General features: G+C 71.6%; 20 protein-coding genes. 5 read left to right on the forward strand and 15 right to left on the reverse strand.

Translation table 11 applies throughout. The annotated features are described in order from the left end of the window. Positions 1–63: 63 nt before the first annotated feature. From ispG to OG357_RS10560, 5 genes are all read right to left on the reverse strand, one after another. Positions 64–1,221: a flavodoxin-dependent (E)-4-hydroxy-3-methylbut-2-enyl-diphosphate synthase gene (gene ispG / locus OG357_RS10540; RefSeq protein WP_317599647.1), complete on the reverse strand. Its 1,158-nt coding sequence runs from the start codon at positions 1,219–1,221 to the stop codon at positions 64–66. A gap of 115 nt (positions 1,222–1,336) precedes the next feature. Next, positions 1,337–2,644 carry a M50 family metallopeptidase gene (locus OG357_RS10545; RefSeq protein WP_329620910.1) on the reverse strand — a complete coding sequence of 436 codons (1,308 nt, stop codon included), beginning with the start codon at positions 2,642–2,644 and terminating at the stop codon, positions 1,337–1,339. Further along, positions 2,641–3,891: a 1-deoxy-D-xylulose-5-phosphate reductoisomerase gene (dxr, locus tag OG357_RS10550; RefSeq protein ID WP_329620911.1), complete on the reverse strand. Its 1,251-nt coding sequence runs from the start codon at positions 3,889–3,891 to the stop codon at positions 2,641–2,643. Before dxr ends, OG357_RS10545 begins: the two co-directional genes overlap by 4 nt. A gap of 34 nt (positions 3,892–3,925) precedes the next feature. Then, a complete protein-coding gene (gene aroA / locus OG357_RS10555) occupies positions 3,926–5,161 on the reverse strand; it encodes a 3-phosphoshikimate 1-carboxyvinyltransferase (protein WP_329620912.1) in 1,236 nt (411 codons plus the stop codon). Between the two features lie 92 nt (positions 5,162–5,253). Continuing rightward, entirely contained in the window at positions 5,254–7,188 is a 1,935-nt protein-coding gene (locus OG357_RS10560; protein WP_329620913.1) for an acyl-CoA dehydrogenase family protein, read from the reverse strand. A gap of 135 nt (positions 7,189–7,323) precedes the next feature. Here OG357_RS10560 and OG357_RS10565 point away from each other — a divergent pair, with 135 nt between their 5' ends. Then, positions 7,324–7,626 (forward strand): putative quinol monooxygenase, encoded by a 303-nt coding sequence (locus OG357_RS10565; RefSeq protein ID WP_329620914.1) that lies wholly within the window; start codon positions 7,324–7,326, stop codon positions 7,624–7,626. Positions 7,627–7,687: 61 nt separating this feature from the next. Here the strand turns inward: OG357_RS10565 and OG357_RS10570 are convergent, their stop codons facing one another. Both OG357_RS10570 and OG357_RS10575 read right to left on the reverse strand, forming a co-directional pair. Further along, the gene (locus OG357_RS10570; protein WP_329620915.1) at positions 7,688–9,133 is read right to left on the reverse strand and encodes an aldehyde dehydrogenase family protein; all 1,446 of its coding nucleotides are present in this window, start codon (positions 9,131–9,133) and stop codon (positions 7,688–7,690) included. Positions 9,134–9,326: 193 nt separating this feature from the next. Beyond that, positions 9,327–10,313 carry an EamA family transporter gene (locus tag OG357_RS10575; protein WP_329620916.1) on the reverse strand — a complete coding sequence of 329 codons (987 nt, stop codon included), beginning with the start codon at positions 10,311–10,313 and terminating at the stop codon, positions 9,327–9,329. 165 nt (positions 10,314–10,478) lie between these two features. Between OG357_RS10575 and OG357_RS10580 the strand changes: the two genes are divergently transcribed. Further along, positions 10,479–10,673, forward strand: a complete 195-nt coding sequence (locus tag OG357_RS10580; protein ID WP_329620917.1) for a hypothetical protein — start codon at positions 10,479–10,481, stop codon at positions 10,671–10,673. A gap of 25 nt (positions 10,674–10,698) precedes the next feature. Here the strand turns inward: OG357_RS10580 and OG357_RS10585 are convergent, their stop codons facing one another. Both OG357_RS10585 and OG357_RS10590 read right to left on the reverse strand, forming a co-directional pair. Continuing rightward, positions 10,699–12,252 carry a PucR family transcriptional regulator gene (locus tag OG357_RS10585; RefSeq protein WP_329620918.1) on the reverse strand — a complete coding sequence of 518 codons (1,554 nt, stop codon included), beginning with the start codon at positions 12,250–12,252 and terminating at the stop codon, positions 10,699–10,701. A gap of 83 nt (positions 12,253–12,335) precedes the next feature. After that, positions 12,336–14,831 (reverse strand): ATP/GTP-binding protein, encoded by a 2,496-nt coding sequence (locus OG357_RS10590; protein ID WP_329620919.1) that lies wholly within the window; start codon positions 14,829–14,831, stop codon positions 12,336–12,338. 278 nt (positions 14,832–15,109) lie between these two features. Here OG357_RS10590 and gabT point away from each other — a divergent pair, with 278 nt between their 5' ends. Further along, on the forward strand, positions 15,110–16,444 hold the full coding sequence (gabT, locus tag OG357_RS10595) for a 4-aminobutyrate--2-oxoglutarate transaminase (protein WP_329620920.1): 1,335 nt from the start codon (positions 15,110–15,112) through the stop codon (positions 16,442–16,444). A 124-nt stretch (positions 16,445–16,568) separates the two neighbouring features. Next, positions 16,569–17,333: a phosphatase PAP2 family protein gene (locus OG357_RS10600; RefSeq protein WP_329620921.1), complete on the forward strand. Its 765-nt coding sequence runs from the start codon at positions 16,569–16,571 to the stop codon at positions 17,331–17,333. Here OG357_RS10600 and OG357_RS10605 read toward each other — a convergent pair. Then, complete coding sequence (locus OG357_RS10605) at positions 17,269–19,014, reverse strand: chitinase (RefSeq protein WP_329625555.1); 1,746 nt, start codon at positions 19,012–19,014, stop codon at positions 17,269–17,271. The two genes, OG357_RS10600 and OG357_RS10605, sit on opposite strands and share 65 nt — an antisense overlap. 168 nt (positions 19,015–19,182) lie before the next feature. Beyond that, entirely contained in the window at positions 19,183–19,662 is a 480-nt protein-coding gene (locus OG357_RS10610) for a hypothetical protein (RefSeq protein WP_329620922.1), read from the reverse strand. 228 nt (positions 19,663–19,890) lie between these two features. On the opposite strand from OG357_RS10610, the gene OG357_RS10615 reads away from it, so the two are divergent. Continuing rightward, the gene (locus OG357_RS10615; protein WP_329620923.1) at positions 19,891–22,203 is read left to right on the forward strand and encodes an MMPL family transporter; all 2,313 of its coding nucleotides are present in this window, start codon (positions 19,891–19,893) and stop codon (positions 22,201–22,203) included. 33 nt (positions 22,204–22,236) lie between these two features. Here OG357_RS10615 and OG357_RS10620 read toward each other — a convergent pair whose 3' ends face one another. The 4 genes from OG357_RS10620 to OG357_RS10635 are packed head-to-tail and all read right to left on the reverse strand — an operon-like array spanning position 22,237 to position 26,600. Beyond that, on the reverse strand, positions 22,237–23,655 hold the full coding sequence (locus OG357_RS10620) for an NAD(P)/FAD-dependent oxidoreductase (protein WP_329620924.1): 1,419 nt from the start codon (positions 23,653–23,655) through the stop codon (positions 22,237–22,239). 37 nt (positions 23,656–23,692) lie between these two features. Then, positions 23,693–24,496: an ABC transporter permease gene (locus tag OG357_RS10625; protein ID WP_329620925.1), complete on the reverse strand. Its 804-nt coding sequence runs from the start codon at positions 24,494–24,496 to the stop codon at positions 23,693–23,695. Next, the gene (locus OG357_RS10630; protein WP_329620926.1) at positions 24,496–25,431 is read right to left on the reverse strand and encodes an ABC transporter permease; all 936 of its coding nucleotides are present in this window, start codon (positions 25,429–25,431) and stop codon (positions 24,496–24,498) included. The genes OG357_RS10625 and OG357_RS10630 overlap by 1 nt, the downstream gene beginning before the upstream one ends. Continuing rightward, positions 25,428–26,600 (reverse strand): ABC transporter ATP-binding protein, encoded by a 1,173-nt coding sequence (locus OG357_RS10635; RefSeq protein WP_329620927.1) that lies wholly within the window; start codon positions 26,598–26,600, stop codon positions 25,428–25,430. The genes OG357_RS10630 and OG357_RS10635 overlap by 4 nt, the downstream gene beginning before the upstream one ends. Positions 26,601–26,627 lie beyond the last annotated feature (27 nt).

Here is a 26,627-nt window from a genome sequence, read left to right on the forward strand (position 1 = left end):
GTCACGCACACGAAACCCCTCCACCCGGTGGGGTGGAGGGGCTTCGTGTGAAGATCCCGCCTGCTAGCCGGCGACGGCGACGAACGGCTCGCCGCTGGCGACCCCGTCCTTCTCCATCTGCTCGGCGATCTTGAGCGCCTCTTCGATGAGGGTCTCGACGATCTTCGACTCGGGGACGGTCTTGATGACCTCGCCCTTCACGAAGATCTGGCCCTTGCCGTTGCCGGAGGCGACGCCGAGGTCGGCCTCGCGGGCCTCGCCGGGGCCGTTGACGACGCAGCCCATGACGGCGACGCGCAGCGGGACGGTCATGCCGTCGAGGCCGGCGGTGACCTCCTCCGCGAGCTTGTAGACGTCGACCTGGGCGCGGCCGCAGGACGGGCAGGAGACGATCTCCAGGCGGCGCTGGCGCAGGTTCAGCGACTCCAGGATCTGGATGCCGACCTTGATCTCCTCGACCGGCGGCGCGGAGAGCGAGACGCGGATGGTGTCGCCGATGCCCTGGGAGAGCAGGGCGCCGAAGGCGACGGCCGACTTGATGGTGCCCTGGAAGGCCGGGCCCGCCTCGGTGACGCCGAGGTGCAGCGGATAGTCGGACTGGGCGGCGAGCTGACGGTAGGCCTCAACCATGACCACCGGGTCGTTGTGCTTGACCGAGATCTTGATGTCGCGGAAGCCGTGCTCCTCGAAGAGGCCGGCCTCCCAGAGGGCGGACTCGACGAGCGCCTCGGGGGTGGCCTTGCCGTACTTCTTCAGGAGGCGCGCGTCGAGCGATCCGGCGTTGACGCCGATCCGGATCGGGGTGCCGGCGTCGCCGGCCGCCTTGGCGATCTCCTTGACCTTGTCGTCGAACTGCTTGATGTTGCCCGGGTTGACGCGGACGGCCGCGCAGCCCGCGTCGATCGCGGCGAAGACGTACTTCGGCTGGAAGTGGATGTCGGCGATCACCGGGATCGACGACTTCCGGGCGATCGTGGCGAGCGCGTCGGCGTCGTCCTGCGTCGGGCAGGCCACGCGCACGATCTGGCAGCCGGAGGCGGTCAGCTCGGCGATCTGCTGGAGCGTGGCGCCGATGTCGGAGGTGCGGGTCGTCGTCATCGACTGCACGGAGACGGGGGCGTCACCGCCGACGGCCACGCTGCCGACCTGGATCTGGCGGCTCTTGCGCCGCTCGGCGAGCCGGGTCGGGACGGTCGGGATACCGAGAGAAATCGCGGTCATCTTTTGTGCAACCTCAAGGTTGTGCGTCGGCGGGCTCAGGTCTCCGAGGTTACCGCCCCGGGGGCGGGGGCCCCGACACCAGCGGGTCGGGCCCCCTGGGGAGCTGGGACAGGCGCTACGTCAGTCTCACCGGGTTGACGATGTCGGCGGCGAGAACGAGCAGCGTGAAGCAGACGAAGACGCCGGCCACCACGTACGCGGCGGGCATCAGTTTGGCCACGTCGAACGGGCCCGGGTCGGGTCGCTTGAAGATCCGGGCCGTGTGGCGGCGTACGGACTCCCACAGCGCGCCCGCGATGTGGCCGCCGTCGAGCGGCAGCAGCGGAAGCATGTTGAACAGGAACAACGAGACGTTGAAGAACACCAGGAGGTTCATGAACATCACGAGGATCGTCGTCGGCGGCGCCTCGACGTTCATGAGTTCACCGGTGAGCCGGGCCGCGCCGACGACGCCGACCGGGGAGTCCTTGGCGCGCTCTCCGTCGCCGAAGGTGGCGTCCCAGAGGCCGGGGATCTTGCCGGGGAGGGCGATGACCGACTGGACACCGTTCTCCAGCAGGTCGGACATCCGTTCGGTGGTCTCGCCGAAGCTGAGGGCGGCGACCTCGGTCTTCGAGGCGAAGCCGAGGTAGCCGGCGTCGATGTACTGGAGCGGCTGGACGACCTGGCCGTCCTCGTCCTTCATCGGCACCTTGTTGGAGACGAGCGTCGGGTGCAGGTCGACGCGCTGCCCGTCCCGCTCGACGGTGATCGTCGCCGCGCCGATGGTGTCGCGGATGCGGTCCGAGAGCGTGTCCCAGTCCCCCACCGGCGCGCCGTTGAAGGCGACGATCTGGTCGCCCTCCTTCAGGCCCGCCCGGAAGGCCGGGGAGACGGGGTCACTCGCAGCGCACTTCTCGCGGTTCTCGCTCTGCTTGATGACGCACTTCTGGACGCCGGCGACCTTGGTCGTCTGGCCCTCGATGCCCAGCGTCATCATCGAACCGAAGAACAGCGCCGCCGCCAGGACCAGGTTCATGAACGGTCCGGCGAACATCACGATCACGCGCTTCCACGGCTTGCGCGTGTAGAAGAGCCGGGACTCGTCGCCGGGCTTCAGCTCCTCGTAGGAGGCCTCGCGGGCGTCCTCGATCATCGAGCGCCAGGGCGAGGTGGAGCGGGCCTCGATCTTGCCGTCCTCGCCCGGCGGGAACATGCCGATCATGCGGATGTAGCCGCCGGCGGGGATGGCCTTGATGCCGTACTCGGTCTCGCCCCGCTTCTTCGACCAGATCGTGGGGCCGAAGCCGACCATGTACTGCGGCACGCGGATGCCGAAGAGCTTGGCGGTGGAGAGGTGGCCCAGCTCGTGCCACGCGATGGAGACGAGCAGTCCAAGCGCGAACAGCACGATGCCGAGGATGTACAAGAGCACTTCGGTCATGCGCGCGCCTCCGCCGTTGCCTTCGCCGCCAGTTCACGGGCCCGGGCCCGTGCCCAGGTCTCCGCTTCGAGGACGTCCGGGACGGTGAGGGAGGTTCCCGTACCGGGAACGCCGTGCTCCGCGACGACCGCTGTGACCGTATCCATGATTCCGTTGAACGGCAGCCGCCCGGCGAGAAACGCCTCGACGCACTCCTCGTTCGCCGCGTTGAAGACGGCGGGGGCCGTGCCGCCCAGCTCGCCGACGTGCCGCGCCAGGCCGACCGACGGGAAGGCCTCCGTGTCGAGCGGGAAGAACTCCCAGGTGGAGGCCTTGGTCCAGTCGAAGGCCGGGGCCGCGTCCGGGACGCGCTCGGGCCAGCCGATGCCGATGGCGATGGGGCCGCGCATGTCGGGCGGGGTCGCCTGGGCGAGCGTGGAGCCGTCCGTGAACTCCACCATCGAGTGGACGTACGACTGGGGGTGCACGACGACCTCGATGCGGTCGAAGGGGATGTCGTACAGCAGGTGTGCCTCGATGACTTCGAGGCCCTTGTTCACCAGGGTGGCGCTGTTCACCGTGATCACCGGGCCCATGGCCCAGGTCGGGTGGGCGAGCGCGTCCTCGCGGGTGACGTCGGCCAGCTGCTCGCGCGTACGGCCGCGGAAGGGGCCGCCGGAGGCCGTGACGACCAGCTTGCGGACGTCGGCGCGGGTGCCGGCGGCGAGCGCCTGGAAGAGGGCCGCGTGCTCGGAGTCGACCGGGATGATCTGCCCCGGTTTCGCGAGTGCCTTGACCAGCGGGCCGCCGACGATCAGCGACTCCTTGTTGGCGAGGGCGAGGGTGCGGCCGGCTTCGAGGGCGGCGAGCGTGGGCGCGAGGCCGATGGAGCCGGTGATGCCGTTGAGCACGGTGTGGCACGGGGAGGCGGCCAGCTGGGTGGCGGCGTCGGGGCCCGCCAGGAGCTCGGGCAGCGGCTCGGAACCGTACAGCGCCTTCAGCGCGTCGCGCAGCTCGGGCAGCACCTCCTCACGGGCGACCGCGACCGCGGCGACCTTCAGCCGGTGCGCCTGCTCGGCGAGCAGGGCGACCCGGCCGCCGGAGGCGGCCAGGGCGGTGACCCGGAAGCGGTCGGGGTTGCGCAGCACCAGGTCGATGGCCTGGGTGCCGATGGACCCGGTCGAGCCGAGGACGACGATGTCCCGGCGTCCTTCGGAGACGTCGAAGGCGATGTGGGGATCGGCGAGAGGAGAGGGGCGGTCGCTCATGCCCCCCATTCTTGCCGCAAACGCTGTGCGGTCTTCACGGGGTGTGGACAAACGCGTCGAAGACCCGGTGGAAGTCGGGGAAGGTCTTCTTCACACAGCCGGGGTCGTCGAAGGTGATCCCGGGGGTGCGCAGGGCCGTGACCGCGAAGGACATGACGATCCGGTGGTCGCCGTGGGTGGCGATCTCGACGGGTCCGGTGGGGGTGCCGGGGTGGATCTCGATCCAGTCGGGGCCGGTGCGGACGGTGATGCCGAGGCGGCGCAGGTTGTCGGCGCAGGCGTCGAGGCGGTCGCACTCCTTGACCCGGGTGTTGGCGACGTCCTCGATGCGGACGGGTCCTTCGGCGAAGGGCGCGAGCGCGGCGAGGGTCGGCATGGTGTCGGAGATGTCCCGCATGTTGACGGTGAGTCCGCGCAGGGTGCCGGTGGAGCGGACGGTCGTCCCGGAGTCGGTGATCTCGACGTCGGCGCCCATGCGGCGCAGGACGTCGACGAAGGCCAGGTCGCCCTGGAGGGCGCCGGTGCCGAGGCCGGGGACGGTGACGGAGCGGCCCGGTTCGAGGGCGGCCGCGGCGAAGAAGTAGCTGGCGGTGGAGGCGTCGGGCTCGACGCCGTAGGTCCTCGCCCGGTAGCCGGTGGGGGCGACCCGGTACGTACGGCCCTCCTGGCGTACGTCGGCCCCGAAGGCCCGCATCATCGCGAGGGTGATCTCGACGTACGGCTCCGAGACCAGGTCGGTGACGGTGATGTCGAGGCCCTCGGCGGTGAGCGGGCCCAGCATGAGCAGGGCCGTCAGGTACTGGGAGGACTGCCCGGCGTCGAGGGTGAGCGCGCCGCCCTTCACGCCGTGGGCGTGGACGGCGAGCGGGTGGTGGCCCTCCTTCTCCAGGTGCCGCAGATCGACACCGAGAGTACGCAGAGCCGTCGACAAGGGTCCGAGAGGACGGCCTCGCATCTGCGCGGAGGCGTCGAAGCGGTACGCGCCGCGGCCCGCGGCCACGAGGGTGGGCAGGAAGCGGGCGGTGGTGGCGCCGTCGCGGCAGTAGACCTCGGCCGTGTCCGCGCCGGGGCCGTCGGGCCGACCCTCGATGTGCCAGGCGCCGGGCTCGCGGCGGACCTCGTAGCCGAGCGCGGCGAGACCTTCGGCGAAGCCCTCGGTGTCGTCGGAGACGAGCGGCCTGAGGAGGGTCGTGGTGCCCTCCGCGGCGGCGGCGAGGAAAAGCGCGCGGGCGGTGACGGACTTGGAGCCGGGGATGTCGATGACGGTCACGGGCGTCATCCTGCCGTGTGGGCGGGGCGGGCGGCCCCGCGTTCCGCATGGCGGAACGGGGGCGGGCGGAGGGCGGTCACCGGGCGGGCGCCTCAGGGGATCCTGCGGTGGACGTTCTCCTCGGTCGACGGCCCCGGGGTGGCGTCCGCGATCCACGGACCGTCGTCGCCGGGGTCGACGATGCCGGCCTCCAGCCAGGTGTACCGGCCGTCGAGGACGCCCTCGACGATCCGCCTGTCGAGGTCGTCGGTGTTGGACCAGAGGCGTCCGAAGAGTTCCTCGGTCCGCAGCCGGGACTGGCGGCAGAAGACGTCCGCGAGCTCGTGCGCCTCCCGGCCGTGGTCGCCGGTGGTGCGGAGGAGTTCGGCCCGTACGCAGGCGGCGCTCATCGCGAAGAGTTCGGCGCCGATGTCGACGATCCGCCCGAGGAAGGCCTGCTTGAGCTCCATGCGGCCCTGCCAGCGGGACATCGCGTAGAAGGTCGAGCGGGCGAGCTTGCGGGAGGTCCGCTCGACGTACCGGAGGTGACCGGCGAGGTCGCCGAACTCCCCGTACGCCCGGGGCAGTTGCCCGGGCCCGGCGACGAGTCCGGGCAGCCAGCGGGCGTAGAAGCCGCCGGCCTTGGCGCCGGCCCGCGCCTTGTCGGCGAGGGACTTCCCGGGGTCGATGAGGTCGCCGGCGACGGAGAGGTGGGCGTCGACGGCCTCGCGGGCGATCAGCAGGTGCATGATCTCCGTCGAGCCCTCGAAGATCCGGTTGATCCGCAGGTCGCGCAGGACCTGCTCGGCGGGGACGGCGCGTTCGCCGCGGGCGGCGAGGGAGTCGGCTGTCTCGTAGCCGCGGCCGCCGCGGATCTGGACCAGTTCGTCGGCGATCAGCCACGCCATCTCGGAGGCGTACAGCTTGGCGAGGGCGGCCTCGATGCGGATGTCGTTGCGGTCCTCGTCGGCCAGCTGCGAGGCGAGGTCGACGACGGCCTCCAGGGCGAAGGTGGTGGCCGCGATGAAGGAGATCTTGGTGCCGACGGCCTCGTGGCGGGCGACGGGCCCGCCCCACTGCTCGCGGACCCCCGACCATTCACGGGCGATCTTCAGGCACCACTTGCCGGCGCCCGCGCACGCGGCGGGGAGCGAGAGACGACCGGTGTTGAGGGTGGTGAGGGCGATCTTCAGTCCGCTGCCCTCGGGGCCGATGCGGTTGCCGGCCGGGACGCGGACGCGGTGGAAGCGGGTGAGGCCGTTCTCCAGGCCGCGCAGGCCCATGAAGGCGTTGCGGTGCTCGACGGTGATGCCGGGCGAGTCGGCCTCGACGACGAAGGCGGTGATGCCGCCGCGGTGGCCCTCGGATGCGGGCACGCGGGCCATGACGACCAGCAGGTCGGCGACGACGCCGTTGGTGGTCCACAGCTTCACCCCGTCGAGGACGTACGTGTCGTCCCCGTCGCCGTCCTCCGGCACGGCGGTGGTGGCGAGGCGGGCCGGGTCGGAGCCGACGTCGGGCTCGGTGAGGAGGAAGGCGGAGAGGTCCGTACGGGCGAGGCGGGGCAGGAAGGCGTCCTTCTGGGCCTGCGTGCCGAAGAGTTTCAGCGGCTGCGGTACGCCGATCGACTGATGCGCGGAGAGCAGGGCGCCGACGGCGGGGCTCGCGGAGCCGACGAGGGCCAGGGCACGGTTGTAGTACAGCTGGGTGAGGCCGAGACCGCCGTACGCCGGGTCGATCTTCATCCCGAGCGCGCCGATCTCCTTGAGGCCGGTGATCGTCTCGTCGGGGATGCGGGCCTCGCGCTCGATGCGGGCGCCGTCGATCCGGGTCTCGCAGAACGTCCGGAGGGTCGCGAGGAAGGCCTCCCCGCGCCGGACGTCCTCGTCGGCGGGGAGCGGGTGGGGGTGGATGAGGTCCAGGCGGAACCGGCCGAGGAAGAGTTCCTTGGCGAAGCTCGGCTTGTGCCAGTCCTGCTCGCGCGCGGCCTCGGCGGTCTGCCGGGCTTCGCGTGCCGTGACCTTGGGCCGCTGGGTGGGGGCGGACATGAACACCTCCTCGGGCTGTCTGTCCGTCGTACCCGATTTCCACGGGTTCGGAAAGACGAGAGGGAGCGTTCGCGCCGTGTCCTCCTGACGAGACGCCCCGGCCGCCGGGGCGTGGCGACGCGTAGGGTCCCCGCCATGTCGCAGCCGATCAAGCTCATCATCCACATCGCCACACTGCCCGGCAGGGGCGCGGACCAGGTCGCCGCCTTCGAGGCGCTCGCACCGCTCGTACGGGCGGAGGAGGGCTGCCTGCGGTACGACCTCCACCGGGTGGCCGACGACCCCGACCGCTTCGTCCTGATCGAGCGCTGGGCCTCGGCCGAGGCGCTCGCCGCGCACGACGTCGCCCCGCACATGACGGCGGCGGACGCGGCGAACAAGGCCTTCCGCGCGAAGCCGGCCGAGGTCGTCCGCCTCGTCGACGCGCCCGTGGCATGACGAAAGACGGCCCGAGCCCCCGCACAGTGGGCTCGGGCCGCCTGGCCTCGTGGCGTACGACTTACAGCGCGAGGCCCGTCAGGACCAGGACGCGCTCGTACGTGTAGTCGTCCATCGCGAACTTGACGCCCTCGCGGCCGACGCCGGAGCGCTTGGCACCGCCGTACGGCATCTGGTCGGCGCGGTAGGACGGGACGTCGCCGACGATCACGCCGCCGACCTCCAGTGCGCGGTGGGCGCGGAAGGCGGTCTGCAGGTCGCGCGTGAAGACGCCCGCCTGGAGGCCGAAGTCGGAGTCGTTGACCGCGGCGAAGGCCTCGGCCTCGCCGTCGACCTTGGCGATCGTGAGGACCGGGCCGAAGACCTCGGCGCGGGCCAGGGTGACGCCCTCGGGGAGCTCGGCGAGGACGGTCGGGGCGTAGGTGGCACCCTCGCGCTTGCCGCCGGTGAGGAGCTTGGCGCCCGCGGCGACGGCCTCGTCGACCCAGGACTCGACGCGCTGCGCGGCGGCCTCGTCGACCAGCGGGCCGACGTCGGTGGCGGCGTCGGACGGGTCACCGGTGACCTGGGCCTCGACGGCGGCGACGATCTTCGGCACCAGGCGGTCGTAGACCGAGGCGTCGGCGATCACGCGCTGCACGGAGATGCAGGACTGGCCGCCCTGGTAGTTGGAGAAGGTGGCGATACGGCTCGCCGCCCAGTCCAGGTCGGCCTCGGAGGACCAGTCGGGCAGGACGACGGCCGCGGCGTTGCCGCCGAGCTCCAGGGTGCAGTGCTTGTGCGGCACCGACTCCTGGATGGCGTAGCCGACCTTGTCCGACCCGGTGAAGGAGATCACCGGGAGGCGCTCGTCCTTGACGAGGGCGGGCATGCGGTCGTTCGGCACGGTCAGGATCGACCAGGAGCCGGCCGGCAGCTCGGTCTCGGCCAGGATCTCGCCCAGGATCAGGGAGGAGATCGGGGTCGACGGGGCCGGCTTGAGGATGATCGGGGCGCCGACGGCGATGGCCGGGGCGACCTTGTGGGCGCTGAGGTTCAGCGGGAAGTTGAACGGCGCGATGCCGAGGACGACGCCCTTGGGGATCCGGCGGGTGAGGGCGAGGCGGCCCGCGCCGCCGGCCTCGGTGTCCAGGCGCTGGGCCTCGCCGGCGTTCCAGCGGCGGGCCTCCTCGGCGGCGAAACGGAAGACGGAGACGGCACGGCCGACCTCGCCGCGGGCCCACTTGATGGGCTTGCCGTTCTCGGCGGAGATCAGGAGAGCGATCTCCTCGGTGCGCTCGGCGAGCCGCTTCGACACGTGGTCGAGGGCGGCGGCGCGGACGTGCGCCGGGGTCGCGGCGAACTCGTCGACGACGGCGTGCGCGGCGGCGACGGCCTCCTCGACCTGGGCCTCGGTGGGCACGCTGACCTTGCCGACCAGACGTCCGTCGAAGGAGTTCGTGACGTCGAAGGTGGCCTCGCCGGTGGCCTCGCGGCCGGCGAGCCAGAAGGCGTGGGTGGTCGTCATTGCGTCCCGGCCCTTTCCGTTTCGGTGGTGCGAGCGATCGCTCTCCTCACACGGTAGGGCCGGGGCGGCGGGGGCGGGCTTGTCCGGTATGGAGTAGTGGGGTGACGGCTCTGTCCGCTTCGGCCGAAGAACTCCCCCGCCCCGCCCTCAGGCGAGACCGTCCGCACCGGCGCCGGTTCTCACCCGGCCCGCCTCACCTGCGTCGTTCGGTCGACACGATCAGCCAGACGCCGGCCACGACGATCGCGCCGCCGAGGAGGAGCGGCCAGGTGAGGGCCTCGTTCAGAACGAGCGCGCCGAGGGCGACGGCGACCACGGGATTGACGTACGCGTAGGTGGCGACCAGGGAGATCGGGGCGGCCTGGAGGAGCCAGGCGTACGCGGTGAAGGCGATCAGCGAGCCGAAGACGACCAGGTAGGCGAGGGCGGCCCAGGAGCGGGTGGAGACCTCGGCGAGGTCGAAGCCGTGCTGCTCGCCGCGGATCAGGCCGACCGCGAGGCCCGCGAGACCGCCGGCGATCATCTCGTACGCGCTGGCGGTGAACGGGTTGGCCGGCATCGGCAGGCGCGAGGAGGAGAAGGAGCCCACGGACCAGCAGAGGGTCGCGACGACGACGAGGAGGACGCCGCCGATCCGCACGTCGCCGCTGAGTCCGGGGAGGGTCAGGACGGCGAGGCCCGCGAGGCCGAGGAGCACGCCGGCGGTGCCGCCGAGGGTGGGCCGGTCGCCGGAGACGGCCTTGAGGACGACGACCCAGGCGGGGACGACGGCGATGAGGAGCGCGGCGAGGCCGGACGGGATGGAGGTCTCGGCGAGGACGACGAGGCCGTTTCCGCCGAGGATGAGGAGCAGGCCGACGAGGACGGCCGAGGCGAGCTGCCGGCGGGTCACCTTGAGGGCGGCGGGGCCCTGCCGCCAGGCGATGATCCCGGTCAGGAGCAGTCCGGCGGTGACGAAGCGGGCGCCGCCGGAGAGGAAGGGCGGGACCGTCTCCACGACGATCCGGATGCCGAGGTAGGTCGACCCCCAGACGACGTACACGATGCCGAGCGCGGCCCATACGGCGCCGGTGATCCGGCGGGCCTGGACGGTGGCGGTGCCGGCGGCGGTGGTCGTACGGGGTTCGGGGGTGGTGGTCTGCTGCACCTCGGGGGCCGGGTCGACGGCGGGGCTTGTCATGTGCAGGAGAGTAAGGAGTCCAGGCGGCGAAGGCCAAGAAATTTGCCCGCCTTCGGGCAGGGAAGCCGGAATCCGGGCGGATGAAACGGGGGTAAGGGCCTGTCGGTGCGGGTGGTGACAGGATGACCCCGACCGCGACAGCGAATGAGCGCATGGGGGAAAAGCATGATCCTGATGGTCCTGATCGGCGTCCTGGTGCTCGCCGTAGGCGGGTGCGTCTGCGTCGTGTGGGCGGCGCGGGGCGGCCCGCGCTGGGTCCGCGGAGTGGCCAAGGTGACCCTGCTCGGCGGCGAGGTGGTCCGCGACCACCAGCGGCGGAGCCGTAAGCAGCAGGGCGACGGCGGCGCGATCGGCGAGTAGGGGGAGGCCGTACGGGACACCGCCGTCAGGGCGTGTCCTCGCCGGTCGCCTTCAGCGCCAGCCACAGCTCCATCCGTACGTCCGCGTCGTCCAGCGAACGACCCAGGATCTCCTCCACGCGCCGCATCCGGTAGCGCAGGGTGTGCCGGTGGACGCCCAGGTCCGCCGCCGCCGCGTCCCACTGGCCGTGCCGGGAGAGCCACGCGCGCAGGGAGGCGACCAGGTCGCCGCGGCCCGTCGCGTCGTGCTCCCGCAGCGCGCGGAGCATGCCGTCGGCGAAGGCGCGGACGGCGTCGTCGGCGAGGAGCGGCAGCACCGAACCGGCGGCCAGCTCCTCGTGCTCGACGAGCGCACGGCCCCGCCGGCGGGCGACCGCGAGGGCCTGCTCCGCCTGCTTGTACGCGGCCGCCGCGGCGACCGGACCGGCCGGGGCCGAGAGCCCGACGACGACGCCGGCCTCCTCCGCCTCCCGCTCCGTGTACCCGTGGCACTCCGATACGACGGCGCCCCCGTCCCCGGCGAGGACGACGAGCCGCCCCTCGCTCTCCGGGACCGTGAGCACAGCCTCGCCGGCCCGGGCGGCGGCCGTCTCCAGGGTCTCGGCGAGGGCCGGCAGCGAGGCCTCGCCCGCCGGCTCGCCCCCGGCGGGTTCGGCGACGATCAGCCGGAAGGGGGCGTCGAGCAGCCCGCCGTACACGTCCCCCGCGACCGCGCGGGCGTGGTCCGGCTGCCCCGAGAGCAACATCCGCAGGACGGCCGCGCCGAGCCGGTGCTCCGCGGCCTGGAGCGAGCGTGAACGTTCCGTCGTGAGGGTGAGCAGGGCGATCGCCGAGTGCACCGCGTACCGCTCGGCCGTCCCGAGGGGCGCGCCCGTGCCGACCGCGAGCGCGCCCCGCACGCGCCGACCGGTGCCGAGCGACTGGAGTTCGACGCGGTCGTCCGTACCGCCCACCACGGCGCTCGCGGGCGCGGGCCGGTCGCGCAGCCGCTCCACGTCGGGGGTGAGCCGGGCGGCCCGGCGGGCGGCCCACTCGGGCGAGACGGCGACGACCGTGCCGGAGGTGTCGTACAGCGCGGCCCAGCCGTCGACATGCGCGGCGAGCCGGGCGACGACGGCTTCCGGGCCTTCGGCGAGCGCGGCGCGGGTCAGCTCGCGCTGGGCCTCGAAACCGGCCGTGACGGCGCGGTACTGGTCGGCGGAGATGGCCGCCGAGACCGCCTTGCTGATCGCCAGGAACGGGGTCCTGCGCGGCACCTCCAGGAGCGGCAGGTGTTCCTCACGCGCCGCGTCGAGCAGGGCCGGCGGGATCGCCTCGTAGTTGACGCCGACGGCGAACCCGAGCCCGACGACACCCGCGCCGAGCAGCCGCCGCACGTATCGGCGCATCGCGTCCAGGTCCTCCGCGTCCAGCGTGAGCGCGGTGGTGAGCAGGAGCTCGCCGCCCTCCATGTACGGGACGGGGTCGGCCAGCTCGCTGACGTGGGCCCAGCGGACGGGGGTGTCGAGGCGGTCCTCACCCGCGCGGACGATCAGCTTGAGGGCGGAGTGCTGCACGAGCGAGGCGAGGGTGGGCGGCATTGGGGACCGTCGGACCTTTGGGCGAGGGGGCGCCGCTCAGCCGAGCGGCGCCCCCGATTGTGCCAGGGCGTAAAGACCCCCGCTCAGCCGCGGAGCTCGACGAGGAGCGGTGGGGTGTGTTCGCCGCGCACATGGGTGAGGGAGAGGACGGCGTGCCCGGGGGGCACGGCATGAGCGAGATCGGACGCGGACCACCGCTGCCGCTCCACTTCCCGGACGGTGACGGCCTCGGTGGTCACGGCCTTGCCCGTCACCAGCTTGCGCAGGGCGTGGAACGCCCTGGTCATCGGCTGGTCGGCGAAGACGGTGTGGTGGGCCACCTCGGTCGTCTCCACCCGTTCGGTACCCCACGCCTCGGCGAAGGCGCGGCCGTCCCAGGTGGGGAGCCCGGCGAAGGCCATCCGGCAGCCGACGCCGGCGAGGAGCGGTCCGTGCAGCGCCTCGGGCACCTCCGCGAGGGTACGGAGGGCCAGGACGACGCCCGCGTTCTGCGGGCGCAGCCGTTGAAGGCCCCGCACGGTCCCCGGCGTGAGCGCGCCCGCCGCGTCGTCGAGCACCAGGCAGGCGAAGTGCCCGCTCCCGGCACGGTCCCGGGTCACCTGCTGGAACTGGGCGAGCAGCAGCCGGTTGAGCAGGCGCGCGGCTTCCTCGTGGCCGCCTTCCGGCAGGGTGACCCGCACGCGCATCGGGTGCTGGGCGACGGCCCTGAGGGAGAACGGCCGCACGTCGCGGCCGCCGCCGAAGAACTCGGCGAAGACGGGTCGGTCGAGGGCGGTGAGCCGGTCGGCGAGCACGGGGCCCACATCGGTCGCGGTGCCGACCTGGCGCATCCGGGATTCCAGCTCACGGCGCATCGCCTGCGCTCCGTCGGCCGGCAGCAGGTCGAGCAGTGCCCCCAGGACCTCGGGGCGGGCTTCGAGCAGTTCCCGCAGGACCGGGACGGTCGGGAAGCGCCCGTACGCGGCCCGGTAGGGGCCGATGAGCTGGGCGAGCACCGTGGCGGCGCGCCGGGTCTCCACGCCTTCCATGTCGCCGACGAGCCCTTCGGCGAGGAAGCCCGCGGCCTCGTCCGGGTCGGTGGCCCCCGCGTACAGGTCCAGGTCGTACCGGGAGGAGGCGTCTCCGATGCGGACCACGACGTCGTACGCCTCGTCGGGGCCGAGCGGCGCCCCGGCCGCGCCGACGGCGACGACGGCGACGGCTCCGGTGAGCGCCTGGAGGGTGAGCGACTCGACGACGGGCGCGACGAGTGAGCGGGTCTTGCCCGCGCCGGAGGGGCCCACAGCGAGGAGGGAGGTGCCGAGGAGCCCGGGATCGAGCGCGAGACCGGCACCGTGGTAGGCGCGCGGGGTGCGCTCGGCGGCCGCCCAGCGTCCCACCCGGACCTGTCCCAGGAGCAGGTCGTGGGGGGCGGAACGGCTCGGCAGGTCACGGTCGCCCGACGGGTGCGCGTCCGCCGCGGCGCCCTGACGGAGGAGGGCGTCGACGAGGGCGGCACGGCGCTTGGCGTCCTGGTCGGTGTTCTGCCAGCCGCGGCGGACCCGTGCGCAGTCGACGTCGTTCATCCGCCCGGTGGCCAGTTCGCCGGCGAGCAGGTCGGCGGCGCGGTGCTGGCCCGCTTCCCTGAGCTCGGGCCATTGGGAGCGGGGGGGTTCGGGGGTGGCCGGGGCGGTGGGGGCCGGGGCAGCGCCGGGGGCGGACCGGGCGCGCCATGCGCGGAAGAGACCCGACCACTCGCCGACGCGGGCGAAGGGCCAGACGACCGCCGCCGTGATCAGCACGCGCATGGGGTAGACGAAGAGCGGCGACTTGGGGACGTCCCAGCCGCCCGTGACCAGGGCGGCCAGGCAGGCGACCGGGTCGACGAGGGGCAGCGGGGGCCACCCGAGGCCGAGGTTCTCGGAGAAGACGAATCCCAGGACGATCAGCGCCCCCGCTCCCGTGAGCGCGGCGCGCACGGGCGGACGGCACCATCCGAGGTAGTAGCGGGGGACCTTGCCCCAGGAGCCGAGAGTGCCGATCCCCCACACGAGAAGGAGGAAGAGGACACCGTCGGCGACGCTGTGCGCCGCGGCGCCCTCCCAGTCCCTCGGCGCGGTGCTGAGTTCGTACCACCAGTCGTTCGGAGTGAAGGCGCGCAGCAGGAAGTCCGCGTACGGGAGGGCATTGTTCTGCCAGGCCGACCAGATGACCAGTCCGATGGCCACGGGGATCAGCATCCCGACGAAGGTGACCGGTGCGAGCCGCGCGGGTCCCTCGGGCGGCGGGACGTGCCGGAAACGCCAGATGCCGAGTCCGGCCTTGGGGCGCGGGGCGTCGAGCCACTCGACGGCGGGCGAGGAGCCCGGCGCTCCCGTCGCTCCCGGCGCCCCGGGAGCGACGGACGGCAAGGGCGGGACGCTCGGCGCGGCCGGATACGTGGGGGCGGCGGGGCGAACCTCGTAGGCCGGCGGCGCCGGAGGGACCTGCGGGGCTGTCGAGGGCACCTGGTGGGACTGGGCACCCGTCGGCGGTCCCGCCGGGCGGGGTACCGCGCCTCCCCTGGTGTCGCGTGACTCGTACGTGCCGTCGGTCTCCATGTACCCCTGCCCCCTGACCAGCCAGGTCGCCGCGTCTGTGCCCCCGTCAATCTAGTGGGCCGGGAGCGCCCCGGAGGGGTTTCGCCCACCCGTACGGGCGATCGCCGCCGAGTGGCGGAAACGGTCACCCTTGGAGGTGGAAACGGAGCCGCCATGTCCATCCCGGACAACGGCACACCCGCGATCACTCCCGATCGGCGCATGCCGCACCCCCTCCCCCGCGCCTAGCCTGCGGAGGAAACCCGCAAGTGCGTCCAGAACACCCCCAGGAGCCCCGCATGAACGCTGTCCCGCAGGAGCGGCGCGTCGTCACCGCCATCCCCGGTCCGAAGTCGCTGGAGCTTCAGGCCCGTCGTCTCGACACGGTCGCCGGTGGCGTCGGCTCCACGCTCCCCGTCTTCACGAAGCGGGCCGGTGGCGGCATCATCGAGGACGTCGACGGCAACCGTCTGATCGACTTCGGCTCCGGCATCGCCGTGACCTCCGTCGGCGCCTCCGCCGAGGCCGTCGTCCGCCGCGCCTCCGCGCAGCTCCAGGACTTCACGCACACCTGCTTCATGGTGACGCCGTACGAGGGTTACGTGGAGGTCTGCGAGGCGCTCGCCGAGCTGACCCCGGGCGACCACGCCAAGAAGTCCGCGCTCTTCAACTCGGGCGCCGAGGCCGTCGAGAACGCGGTGAAGATCGCCCGCTCGTACACCAAGCGCCAGGCCGTCGTCGTCTTCGACCACGGCTACCACGGCCGTACGAACCTCACGATGGCGCTGACGTCGAAGAACATGCCGTACAAGCAGGGCTTCGGTCCGTTCGCCCCCGAGGTCTACCGCGTGCCGGTGGCCTACGGCTACCGCTGGCTCACCGGTGCCGAGAACTGCGGCCCCGAGGCCGCCGCCCAGGCGATCGACCAGATCAGCAAGCAGATCGGCGCCGACAACGTCGCCGCGATCATCATCGAGCCGGTCCTCGGCGAGGGCGGCTTCATCGAGCCGGCCAAGGGCTTCCTGCCGGCGATCGTGAAGTTCGCCAACGACAACGGCATCGTCTTCGTCGCCGACGAGATCCAGTCCGGCTTCTGCCGCACGGGCCAGTGGTTCGCGTGTGAGGACGAGGGCATCGTCCCGGACCTCATCACCACCGCCAAGGGCATCGCGGGCGGTCTGCCGCTCGCCGCCGTCACCGGTCGCGCCGAGATCATGGACTCCGTCCACGGCGGCGGTCTGGGCGGCACCTACGGTGGCAACCCGGTCGCCTGCGCCGGTGCGCTCGGCTCCATCGAGACGATGAAGGAGCTGGACCTCAACGGCAAGGCGCAGCGCATCGAGGAGGTCATGAAGGCCCGCCTCACCGCCATGCAGGAGAAGTTCCCGATCATCGGCGACATCCGCGGCCGCGGCGCCATGATCGCCATCGAGCTCGTCAAGGACCCGGCGACCAAGGAGCCGTTCGCGGAGGCCGCGGGCGCCCTGGCGAAGGCCTGCCACGCCGAGGGCGTGCTGGTCCTGACCTGTGGCACCTACGGCAACGTGCTGCGCTTCCTGCCGCCGCTGGTCATCGGCGAGGACCTGCTCAACGAGGGCCTCGACGTCATCGAGAACGCGTTCGCCCAGATCTGAGTCGAACGGACCCTGTTCTCACACACGGTGTTCTCACACACGGTGTGAAGACTCTGTGGGGGGCCGATGGCGGGATGCCCTTCCCGCTGTCGGCCCCCTCTTCTCTGACGTACGGTTTCTGCAGATGAGAGAAACACCCCGGGCGGAGCCTCCCCAGCCCCGCCCACACCGCGCCTCGGCGCACACCGCTGGAGCCTCGTGCTCCGGGACTCCTCACCGATCGGATGGCCGCCCGCCCCAAACCCCCCGGGGCGCGCGGCAGCCCGATCCCCTCGGCCGCCCTGGAACCACCCCCCCTGTTCCAGGGCGGCCGGCTCTCTTCTCGGCGCTCGTCGCCCTCGTCGTCGTGACCTGGCAGGTGCTCGTCCACGGCCCCTTGGCCAGGCTCGACGAGCGGGTGTCCCGTTCGCTGGTGGACTCGGTCCCCCGCACGCTGAGCGAACTCGCCTCCGACCTCGGCAACATGACGGTCGCCCTGCCGGTCCTCGTCTGCGCGATGGCGTACGCGGTGTGGCGCGGCCGCCGGCTCGCCGCCCTGTACGCGGGGCTCGCGATGGCCCTCGTACCTCTCCTGGTGATTCCGCTGAAGGAGTGGACGGCCCGGCCCGGCCCGCTGGAGCCGTGGGCTCAGGGCTACTACCCCTCCGGCCACACGGCCACCGCGATGGTCGCCTACTTCGGCGCGGCCTTCCTCGTCTCGAACCGGCTGATCCCCGTCGCCGCCGTGCTGACGGCGGTGACGGGGACCGGACTGATCCTGCGCGGCTACCACTGGCCCCTGGACGTGCTGGCCAGTCTGTGCCTGGGGGTGCTGATCCTGGCGGTCAGCTCCACGTGTACGAATCGAAGTTCTTCGAGAACGCCCACTGGTTGTAGCGGTCCCAGTTGATCGACCAGGTCATCAGGCCGCGCAGCGCCGGCCAGGTGCCGTGGGTCTGGTAGGTGCCGCAGTCCGTCTTCTTCGTCAGGCAGTTGAGGGCCTTGTTCACCTCGGCCGGTGCCGTGTGGCCGTTGCCCGCCTGGGTGGAGGCCGGGAGGCCGATGGCCACCTGTTCGGGGCGGAGTGCCGGGAAGACGCGGTCGGTGTTGCCCGCGACCGGGAAGCCGGTGAGCAGCATGTCGGTCATGGCGATGTGGAAGTCGGCGCCGCCCATCGAGTGGTACTGGTTGTCCAGCCCCATGATGGAGCCCGAGTTGTAGTCCTGGACGTGGAGCAGAGTGAGGTCGTCGCGCAGGGCGTGGATGACCGGGAGGTAGGCGCCCGCGCGCGGGTCCTGGCCGCCCCAGGGGCCGGAGCCGTAGTACTGGTAGCCGAGCTGGACGAAGAAGGTCTCCGGGGCCATCGTCAGGACGAAGCCGGAGCCGTACTTGGCCTTGAGGGTCTTGACCGCCTGGATCAGGTTGACGATGACGGGGCTCGTCGGGTTCCGGAAGTCGGTGTCGCCGGTCTGGAGCGAGAGGGAGTGGCCCTCGAAGTCGATGTCGAGGCCGTCGAGGCCGTACTCGTCGATGATCTTCGAGACGGAGGAGACGAAGGTGTCGCGGGCGGCGGTGGTGGAGAGCTGGACCTGGCCGTTCTGGCCGCCGATGGAGATGAGGACCTTCTTGCCGGCGGCCTGCTTGGCCTTGATCGCCGCCTTGAAGTCCGCGACGGATTCGACGTTCGGGCATTCGGTGGCGGGGCAGAGGGAGAAGCGGATGTCGCCCGAGGTCACCGAGGTGGGTTCGCCGAAGGCGAGGTTGATGACGTCCCAGGAGTCGGGGACGTCGGCCATGCGGGTGTAGCCGGAGCCGTTGGCGAAGCTGGCGTGCAGGTAGCCGACGAGGGCGTGCGCGGGCAGGCCGGGGTTGTCGCCCCCGCCGCCGCTGGTCGTCGTGGCGGTGACGGCGGCCGACTTCGGGGACTCTCCCGCGCTGTTCACCGCGGCGACCTGGAAGGTGTACGGGGTGGAGGCCGTCAGCCCGGTCGCGGTGGCCGAGGTGCCGGTGACCGTCTGGATCTTCGTGGTGCCCCGGTAGACGTTGTACGAGGTGGCCCCGGAGACCGCGGTCCAGGTCAGCGGCACCGTGGTGGAGGTCGGGGAGCCCGCGGCGAGTCCGGTGGGGGCGGCCGGGAGCTGGACCGGGTCACCGCCGGGGCCGAAGAGGGAGAGGTCGTCGGCCTGGTAGGCGGGGGTGCCGTACCAGCCGTGGGTGTAGATCGTGACCGAGGTGGTCGAGGCGCCCGTCGTGAACCTGGTCGAGAGCCGCTGCCAGTCGGGGGCGGAGCCCGTCCAGGTGGAGACGTCGGTGGTGCCGGTGCCGGAGGCGCCGAGGTAGACGTAACTGCCGCGGACCCAGCCGCTCAGCTCGTACGAGGAGTTGGGTTTGACGGTGACGGTCTGGGAGCACTTGGCGTTGTCGCTGCCGGCCGGGGTGGCCTGGAGCGCCTTCGTCCCGCCGTGTACGGGCGACGAGACGACGGCACCGCTGCCCGCCGTGCAGTTCCAGCCGTCGAGGCCGGCCTCGAAGCCGCCGTTGCGGGCGAGTTCGGCGTCGGCGGCCAGGGCGGCCGCGGGGGTGAGTGCCATGAGTCCGCCGGCGGCGAGGGCGCCCGCCAGCAGCAGGGTGAGGGGTCTGGTGCGGTCCACAACTGCCTCCGGGGGTGGGGGAATCGAGGTGGAGCGCGCCACAGCATGGTCCAGACCAATCAAGTGGTCAAGACCTCTGTCTCGCGCGGGACTTGCCCGCGACTCGCGTCAGGCGCCGGGCGTTCCCCCGTCACCCCTGGCCAGTCGGCCCGCCGCCTCGTGCATCGCCAGTTCGAGCAGCGAGGTGTCGTTGAGGGTGCCCATCCCGTCCGGCGCCACCAGCCAGCGGACACCACCGGTCGCCCGCCCCGGGTACGGGACGACGATCCAGGCGCCGGCGCCCACGCCGCGCACCCCGGTGCCGAGCCAGCGGGCGGCGGTGCCCGGCGGGACGAAGAAGCCGATCCGGGCGTCGCCGAAGTCGGCGAGGACCGGTCCCGGCCGGTCCACCAGGCGGCTCAGCACGTCGAGGGCGGGATAGCCGAGCTCCCCCGGCAGGATCAGCACGTCCCAGCGCCTGCCGGCGGGCAGCAGCGCGACCCCGTGAGGGTTGCGCTCCCACTCCCACCGGCAGGCGTCGGGATCCGGCGCCACCGATGCCAGCCACTCCACGGCACTCCTGGCGCCAGTGGCCCCCGTACCAGTCATCGCAACGGTCTCCTTCCGTGTGGACACGGTGTCCACCCGGAGAGAGCGGGGTCGACGCCTTCTCTTACGCGACTTCACGTCATCAGGAGGCAGTGATCTGCGTCACATGGCAAGGGTCCGATCGGGTGGACGGCGCCGGGCCTGGTCGACAGCTTCCCTCGCTCGCCCTTCCCCACGTGTTCGTATGGGCCTCCGCCCGGTATCGCCGCCCTCGCCACGGGAGTACCCATGCCGTATCCGCAGTCATCGGGTGGTGCCGGAGCGCCTGCACCGAACGGCGCACGTCGCTCGGGCAAGGGGCTGCTGCGGCGTCTCGGCGAGTGGTCGGCCCGTCACTTCGTCGTCGTCCTTGTCGCCTGGGTCGTGGCGCTTGGCGCCCTGGTGGGGCTGAACCACGCGTACGGCGGCGAGTACTCCGACAACTACTCGCTGCCGGGCACCCAGTCCCAGGAGGGGCTCGACGTCCTGCGTGCGCACGAGCCCGCCGCCGGCGGCTACAGCGCCCAGGTGGTGCTCTACGACGGCGCGAAGCCGCTGACCGACGTCGGCGATCAGGTCTCGTCCGCCGTGGACTCGCTGAAGAAGCTCCCGCACGTCCTGAACGCCACGAGCCCGCTGCCGGCGTCCGGCACCCCGCCGCCCTCCCCTCCCCCGGGCACCCCGAACGTCGGCCCGCTGTCCACCGACGGGAAGACCGGCTACATCACCGTCCGTTTCGACGTGCAGCCCGGCACCCTCGGCGACGACTACCTGACCGGTGTGGACAGCGCCGTGGAGCCCCTGCGCGCCGCCGGGGTCCAGGTCGAGTACGGCGGGTCGCTGGGTGAACTGGCCCGGCCCGAGGCGGACGACCGGACGAGCGAGGCGATCGGGTTCGGCGTCGCGATCATCGTGCTGATCATCGGCTTCGGCAGCCTGATCGCCGCCGTGCTCCCCCTGGTCACCGCCCTGGTGGCGGCCGTCTGCGGCCTCGCGATCCTCGGCCTCCTCGCCGCGGTGTGGAACTTCGCGACCGTCTCCCCCACCCTGGCCACGATGATCGGCATCGGCGTCGGCATCGACTACGCGCTCTTCCTGATCACCCGGCACCGGCAGCTCCTGATGAACGGCCGAGATCCGGTCGAGGCGGCCGGCCTCGCCACCGCGACCAGCGGGCGGGCCGTCCTCGTCTCGGGCTGCACCGTCGTCATCGCGCTCGGCGGACTGTGGGTCTCCGGACTGAGCTTCATCGGACTGCTCGGCCTCGCCGCGACCTCCACCGTCGTCACGGCCGTCGCCGGAGCCCTCACGCTCGTTCCGGCGATGCTCGGGCTCATCGGCCGCCACATCGACCGGCTGCATCTGCGCGCTCCCGTCGCCGAGACCGACGAGACGACCGGCGAGGCGCACGGCACCTGGCACCGCTACGCCCTGCGCGTGGAGCGCCGCCCCTGGTGGTTCCTGACCTCGGGCGTCGTCGTCCTCGTCGTGCTGGCCATCCCCCTGTTCTCCATCCAGCTCGGGCACATCGGCGACGGCGCGGACCCGAAGTCCTTCACCGACCGGCGCGCCTTCGATCTGATGTCCACCGCCTTCGGACCCGGCTCCAACGGGCCGCTGACGTTGGTGATCGACCAGACCTCCGTCCCCGCGGCCGACCGCTCCGCGCTCGCGAGCCAGGCCCAGAAGGCGCTCACCGGCGTGCCCGACGCCGTCCTGATCACCCCGCTCACACCGACCTCGGACGGCGACGTCCTGATCGCCACGGCCTACTCGGTCGCCGCCCCGCAGGACGAGAAGACCACGTCGCTGACCAACCACCTGGCCGACGACGTCCTCCCCCAGGCGGTCGACGGCACCACCGCGGCCACGTACGTCACCGGCACCACCGCCGCGCAGGTGGACTTCCTCGACATCGTCTCCAGCCGGCTGCTGCTCATCATCGCCGTGGTCGTCGCGCTGGCGTTCCTCGTCATCCTGGTCGTCTTCCGCGGCCCGATCGTCGCCGCCAAGGCGGCGGTGCTCAACCTGCTGTCCATCGCCGCCTCGTACGGCGTCGTCGTCGCCGTCTTCCAGTGGGGCTGGGGCGGCCCGGCGCTCGGCGTCTCCGGCGACGTGCCCATCGAGAGCTACGTGCCGATGATGATGTTCGCCATCGTCTTCGGCCTGAGCATGGACTACGAGATCTTCCTGCTGTCCCGGGTCCACGAGGCGTGGCTGCGCACCGGCGACGCGAAGGCGAGCGTGGCCCACGCCCTGGAGATCACCGCGCGCGTCATCACCTGCGCGGCGCTCATCATGGTGAGCGTCTTCGCGGCCTTCATCCTCAACGACAGCATCGTGGTGAAGATGATGGGGCTCGGTCTGGCCGCGAGCGTACTCATCGACGCGACGGTCGCGCGGCTGCTGCTCGTGCCCGCGGTGATGACCCTGCTCGGGAAGTGGGCCTGGTGGACCCCGCGCTGGCTGGACAGGATCCTGCCGCACGTCGACACGGAGGGCGAGGGCGAGATGGCCACGGCGGGCGGGAACGGCGAGACGGGGCCGCGGCAGAAGCCGTGACCCCGCCCCCGTACCGAAGCGACCGATCCGTGACTAGCTGTCGAAGCCGAGCCCCAGCTTGTCCATCGTCTTCAGCCAGAGGTTGCGCCGGCCGCCGTTCTCGTCGGCGCGGGCCATCGACCACTTGGTGATGCCGATGCCGGCCCAGGCGATCGGCTCGGGCGGGAACGGCAGCGGCTTCGAGCGGACCATGTCCAGCTCCGTGCGCTCGGTGCGCTCCCCGGCGAGCAGGTCGAGCATGACGTCCCCGCCGAAGCGGGTCGCGCCGACGCCGAGGCCGGTGAACCCGGCCGCGTACGCGACCTTGCCCTGGTACGCCGTACCGAAGAAGGCCGAGAAGCGCGAGCAGGTGTCGATCGCGCCGCCCCAGGCGTGGCTGAAGCGCAGGCCCTCCAGCTGCGGGAAGCAGCGGAAGAAGTGCTCGGCGAGCTTGAGGTACGTCTCCGGGCGCTGGTCCATCTCGGCGTCGAGCTTGCCGCCGTAGGGGTAGATCGCGTCGTAGCCGCCCCACAGGATGCGGTTGTCGGCCGTGATCCGGAAGTAGTGGAACTGGTTGGCGGAGTCGCCCAGGCCCTGCCGGTTCTTCCAGCCGACGGAGGCGAGCTGCTCGGGGCTGAGCGGCTCGGTCATGAGGGCGTAGTCGTACACCGGGACGGTGTACGGCCGGACCCGCTTGACCAGCGACGGGAACACGTTGGTGCCGAGCGCGACCCGGCGGGCGAGGACCCGGCCGTACGGCGTGCGCACGCCCATGCCGGCGCCGACGGAGACCAGCTCCAGGCCGGGGGTGTTCTCGAAGATCCGGACGCCCAGGTCGAGGCACGCCTTCTTCAGGCCCCAGGCCAGCTTGGCCGGGTTGAGCATGGCCACGCCGCGGCGGTCCCAGAGGCCGCCGAGGAAAGTCGGCGAGTCGACCTCGGCCCGGACGGCGTCCCGGTCGAGGAGTTCGAGGCCGTCCGCGAGACCGAGGCGCTCGATCTCCTCGTACATCTCGTGGAGTTCCTCGACCTGGTACGGCTCGGTGGCCACGTCGATCTCGCCGGTGCGCTCGAAGTCGCAGTCCAGCGAGTAGCGGGCGACCGCCTCCTCGATCCCGTCGAGGTTGCGCTCGCCGAGCTCCTCCAGCTTCGGCAGCTCGCCCGGCCAGCGGGCGAGCCCGTTGCCGAAGCCGTGGGTGAGGGAGGCGGCGCAGAAGCCTCCGTTGCGGCCCGAGGCGGCCCAGCCCACCTCGCGCCCTTCGATCAGTACGACGTCCCTGGAGGGTTCGCGCTCCTTGGCGAGGAGCGCGGTCCACAGTCCGCTGTAGCCGCCGCCGACGACGAGGAGATCGCACTTCTCGGTGCCGGTGAGGGCGGGCAGGGCTCCGGGCTTGCCGGGATCTTCCAGCCAGAAGGGGACGGGCTGGGCGTCGGAGAGAGATTGTGCAGCGAGACGCATGGCAGCTGGGGCCATGGTTTCCAACTCCTTCGGTGCCTGAGCTGCCTATTGCTCAGGCTGTTGCTGTTTTCTTGCGCCGGTTCGTAATGATTTGCCCGGCCACCACCATCAGTACCGCGAGGACGAACATCGCGGTGCCGATGACGTTGATCTGAACGGGGGTTCCACGCTGCGCCGAGCCCCAGACGAACATGGGGAAGGTGACGGTGGAGCCCGCGTTGAAGTTGGTGATGATGAAGTCGTCGAACGAGAGCGCGAAGGCGAGCAGCGCGCCGGCGGCGATGCCGGGTGCGGCGATCGGGAGCGTCACGCGCAGGAAGGTCTGCACGGGGCCCGCGTAGAGGTCGCGGGCGGCCTCCTCGAGGCGCGGGTCCATGGACATGACCCGGGCCTTGACCGCCGTCACGACGAACGACAGACAGAACATGATGTGGGCGATCAGGACCGTCCAGAAGCCCAGCTCGATCCCCATGTTGAGGAAGAGCGTGAGCAGCGAGGCGGCCATGACGACCTCGGGCATCGCCATCGGCAGGAAGATGAGCGAGTTGATCGCGCCGCGCGCCCGGAAGCGGTAGCGGACGAGCGCGAAGGCGATCATCGTGCCGAGGACGAGGGCGCCGACGGTGGCCCAGGCGGCGAGCTGGAGCGAGAGGGAGAGCGACTCGCACATGTCGGCGACGCCGCACGGGTCCTTCCAGGCGTCCAGGGAGAAGCGCTGCCAGGAGTAGTTGAAGCGCCCGTTCGGCTTGTTGAACGAGAACACCATCACGACGATGTTCGGCAGGATCATGTACGCGAGCGTGAGCAGGCCCGCGATGACGACGAGGTTCCGGCGGATCCAACGCATCATCCCCATCAGACCAAGTCCTCCGTTCCGGCCTTGCGGATGTAGACGGTGACCATGACCAGCACGATCGCCATGAGGATGAAGGAGAGCGCGGCCGCCGTCGGGTAGTCGAGGACCCGCAGGAACTGCGACTGGATGACGTTGCCGACCATCTTGGTGTCCGTCGAGCCGAGCAGTTCGGCGTTGACGTAGTCGCCGCTGGCCGGGATGAAGGTGAGCAGGGTGCCGGAGACGACGCCGGGCATCGACAGCGGGAAGGTCACCTTGCGGAAGGTCGTCGCCGGGGAGGCGTACAGGTCCTGCGCGGCCTCGTGCAGCCGGCCGTCGATCCGCTCCAGGGAGGTGTACAGGGGCAGGATCATGAACGGCAGGAAGTTGTACGTGAGACCGCAGACCACGGCCATCGGCGTGGCGAGCACGCGCTCGCCCTCGGTCCAGCCGAGCCAGCTGGTCACGTCGAGGACGTGCAGCGCGTTCAGCACGTCGACGACGACGCTGTCGTCCGCCAGGATCGTCTTCCACGCGAGCGTCCGGATCAGGAAGCTGGTGAAGAACGGGGCGATGACGAGGACCAGGAGCAGGTTGCGCCAGCGGCCGGCCTTGAAGGCGATCAGGTACGCCAGCGGGTAGCCGAGCAGCAGGCACAGCAGGGTCGCGGTCCCGGCGTACAGCAGGGAGCGGACGAACTGCGGCCAGTACTCGGTGAAGGCGTCCCAGTAGGTCTGGAAGTGCCAGGTGACCTGGAAGCCCTGCTCCAGGGAGCCGGTCTGGATCGAGGTCGACGCCTGGTAGACCAGCGGCAGCGCGAAGAAGACGACCAGCCAGATGATGCCGGGCAGCAGCAGCCAGTACGGGACGAGCCGCTTGCGGGTGGAGGGCTTGCGCGGCACCGGAGCCTTGACCGGCTGCGGCGCCTCCTCCTTCGTCAGGGTGGACGTACTCATCCGGCGTCCTCCACCGTCTCCACACCCGCGTCGATGTCCTGCGCCGCGTCGAGCCCGAAGGTGTGCGCCGGGTTCCAGTGCAGGACGACCTCGGCGCCGGGGACGAGGCGCGTGTCACGCTCGATGTTCTGCTCGTACACCTGGAGCTCCGCGCCCGCCGGCGAGTTCACCACGTACTGCGTGGAGACGCCGATGAAGGAGGAGTCGGCGATCCGGCCGGTGACCCGGTTGCGGCCGTCGGCTATCGAGCCCGCGTCGTCGGCGTGCGCGAGCGAGATCTTCTCGGGGCGGACGCCGACGAGCACCTTGCCGCCCTGGCGGACGGCGGAGGTACAGCGGTCGCCGGGGACCCGGAGCTTGCCGCCGCCTGCGGTGACGAGGACGTCGGCGCCGCCGGTCTCCAGGACCTCGGCCTCGATGAGGTTCGAGGTGCCGAGGAAGTTGGCGACGAAGGTGGTCTGCGGGTTCTCGTACAGGTCGGCGGGGGCGCCGAGCTGCTCGACCCGGCCGCCGTTCATCACCGCGACCTGGTCGGCCATGGTCATGGCCTCCTCCTGGTCGTGGGTGACGTGGACGAAGGTGATGCCGACCTCGGTCTGGATCCGCTTGAGCTCCAGCTGCATCTGGCGGCGCAGCTTGAGGTCGAGCGCGCCGAGCGGCTCGTCGAGAAGGAGGACCTGCGGGTGGTTGATGAGCGCGCGGGCCACGGCGACGCGCTGCTGCTGGCCGCCGGAGAGCTGGTGCGGCTTGTGGCGGGCCTTGTCGCCGAGCTGGACGAGCTCCAGCATGTCGTCGACCTGCTTCTTCACCGACTTGATGCCGCGCCGGCGCAGACCGAAGGCGATGTTCTCGGTGATGTCCATGTGCGGGAAGAGCGCGTAGGACTGGAAGACGGTGTTGACCGGCCGCTTGTACGGCGGGAGGTCCGTGACGTCCTTGTCGCCGAGGAAGATGGTGCCGGTGCTCGGGTCCTCCAGGCCGGCGATCATGCGCAGCGTGGTGGTCTTGCCGCAGCCGGAGGCGCCGAGCAGGGCGAAGAAGGAGCCCTGCGGGACGGTCAGGTCGAGCGGGTGGACGGCGGTGAAGGAGCCGTACGCCTTGCTGATCCCGGTGAGACGGACGTCGCCGCCGCCAGTGTTCTTTCCGGTGTGAGCAGTCTTGTCAGTCATGGGTTGCTGTCCCAGGGAGTTGAGAGA

The sequence above is a fragment of the Streptomyces sp. NBC_01255 genome, assembly GCF_036226445.1.
In the GTDB taxonomy this organism is placed as follows: Bacteria; Actinomycetota; Actinomycetes; order Streptomycetales; family Streptomycetaceae; genus Streptomyces.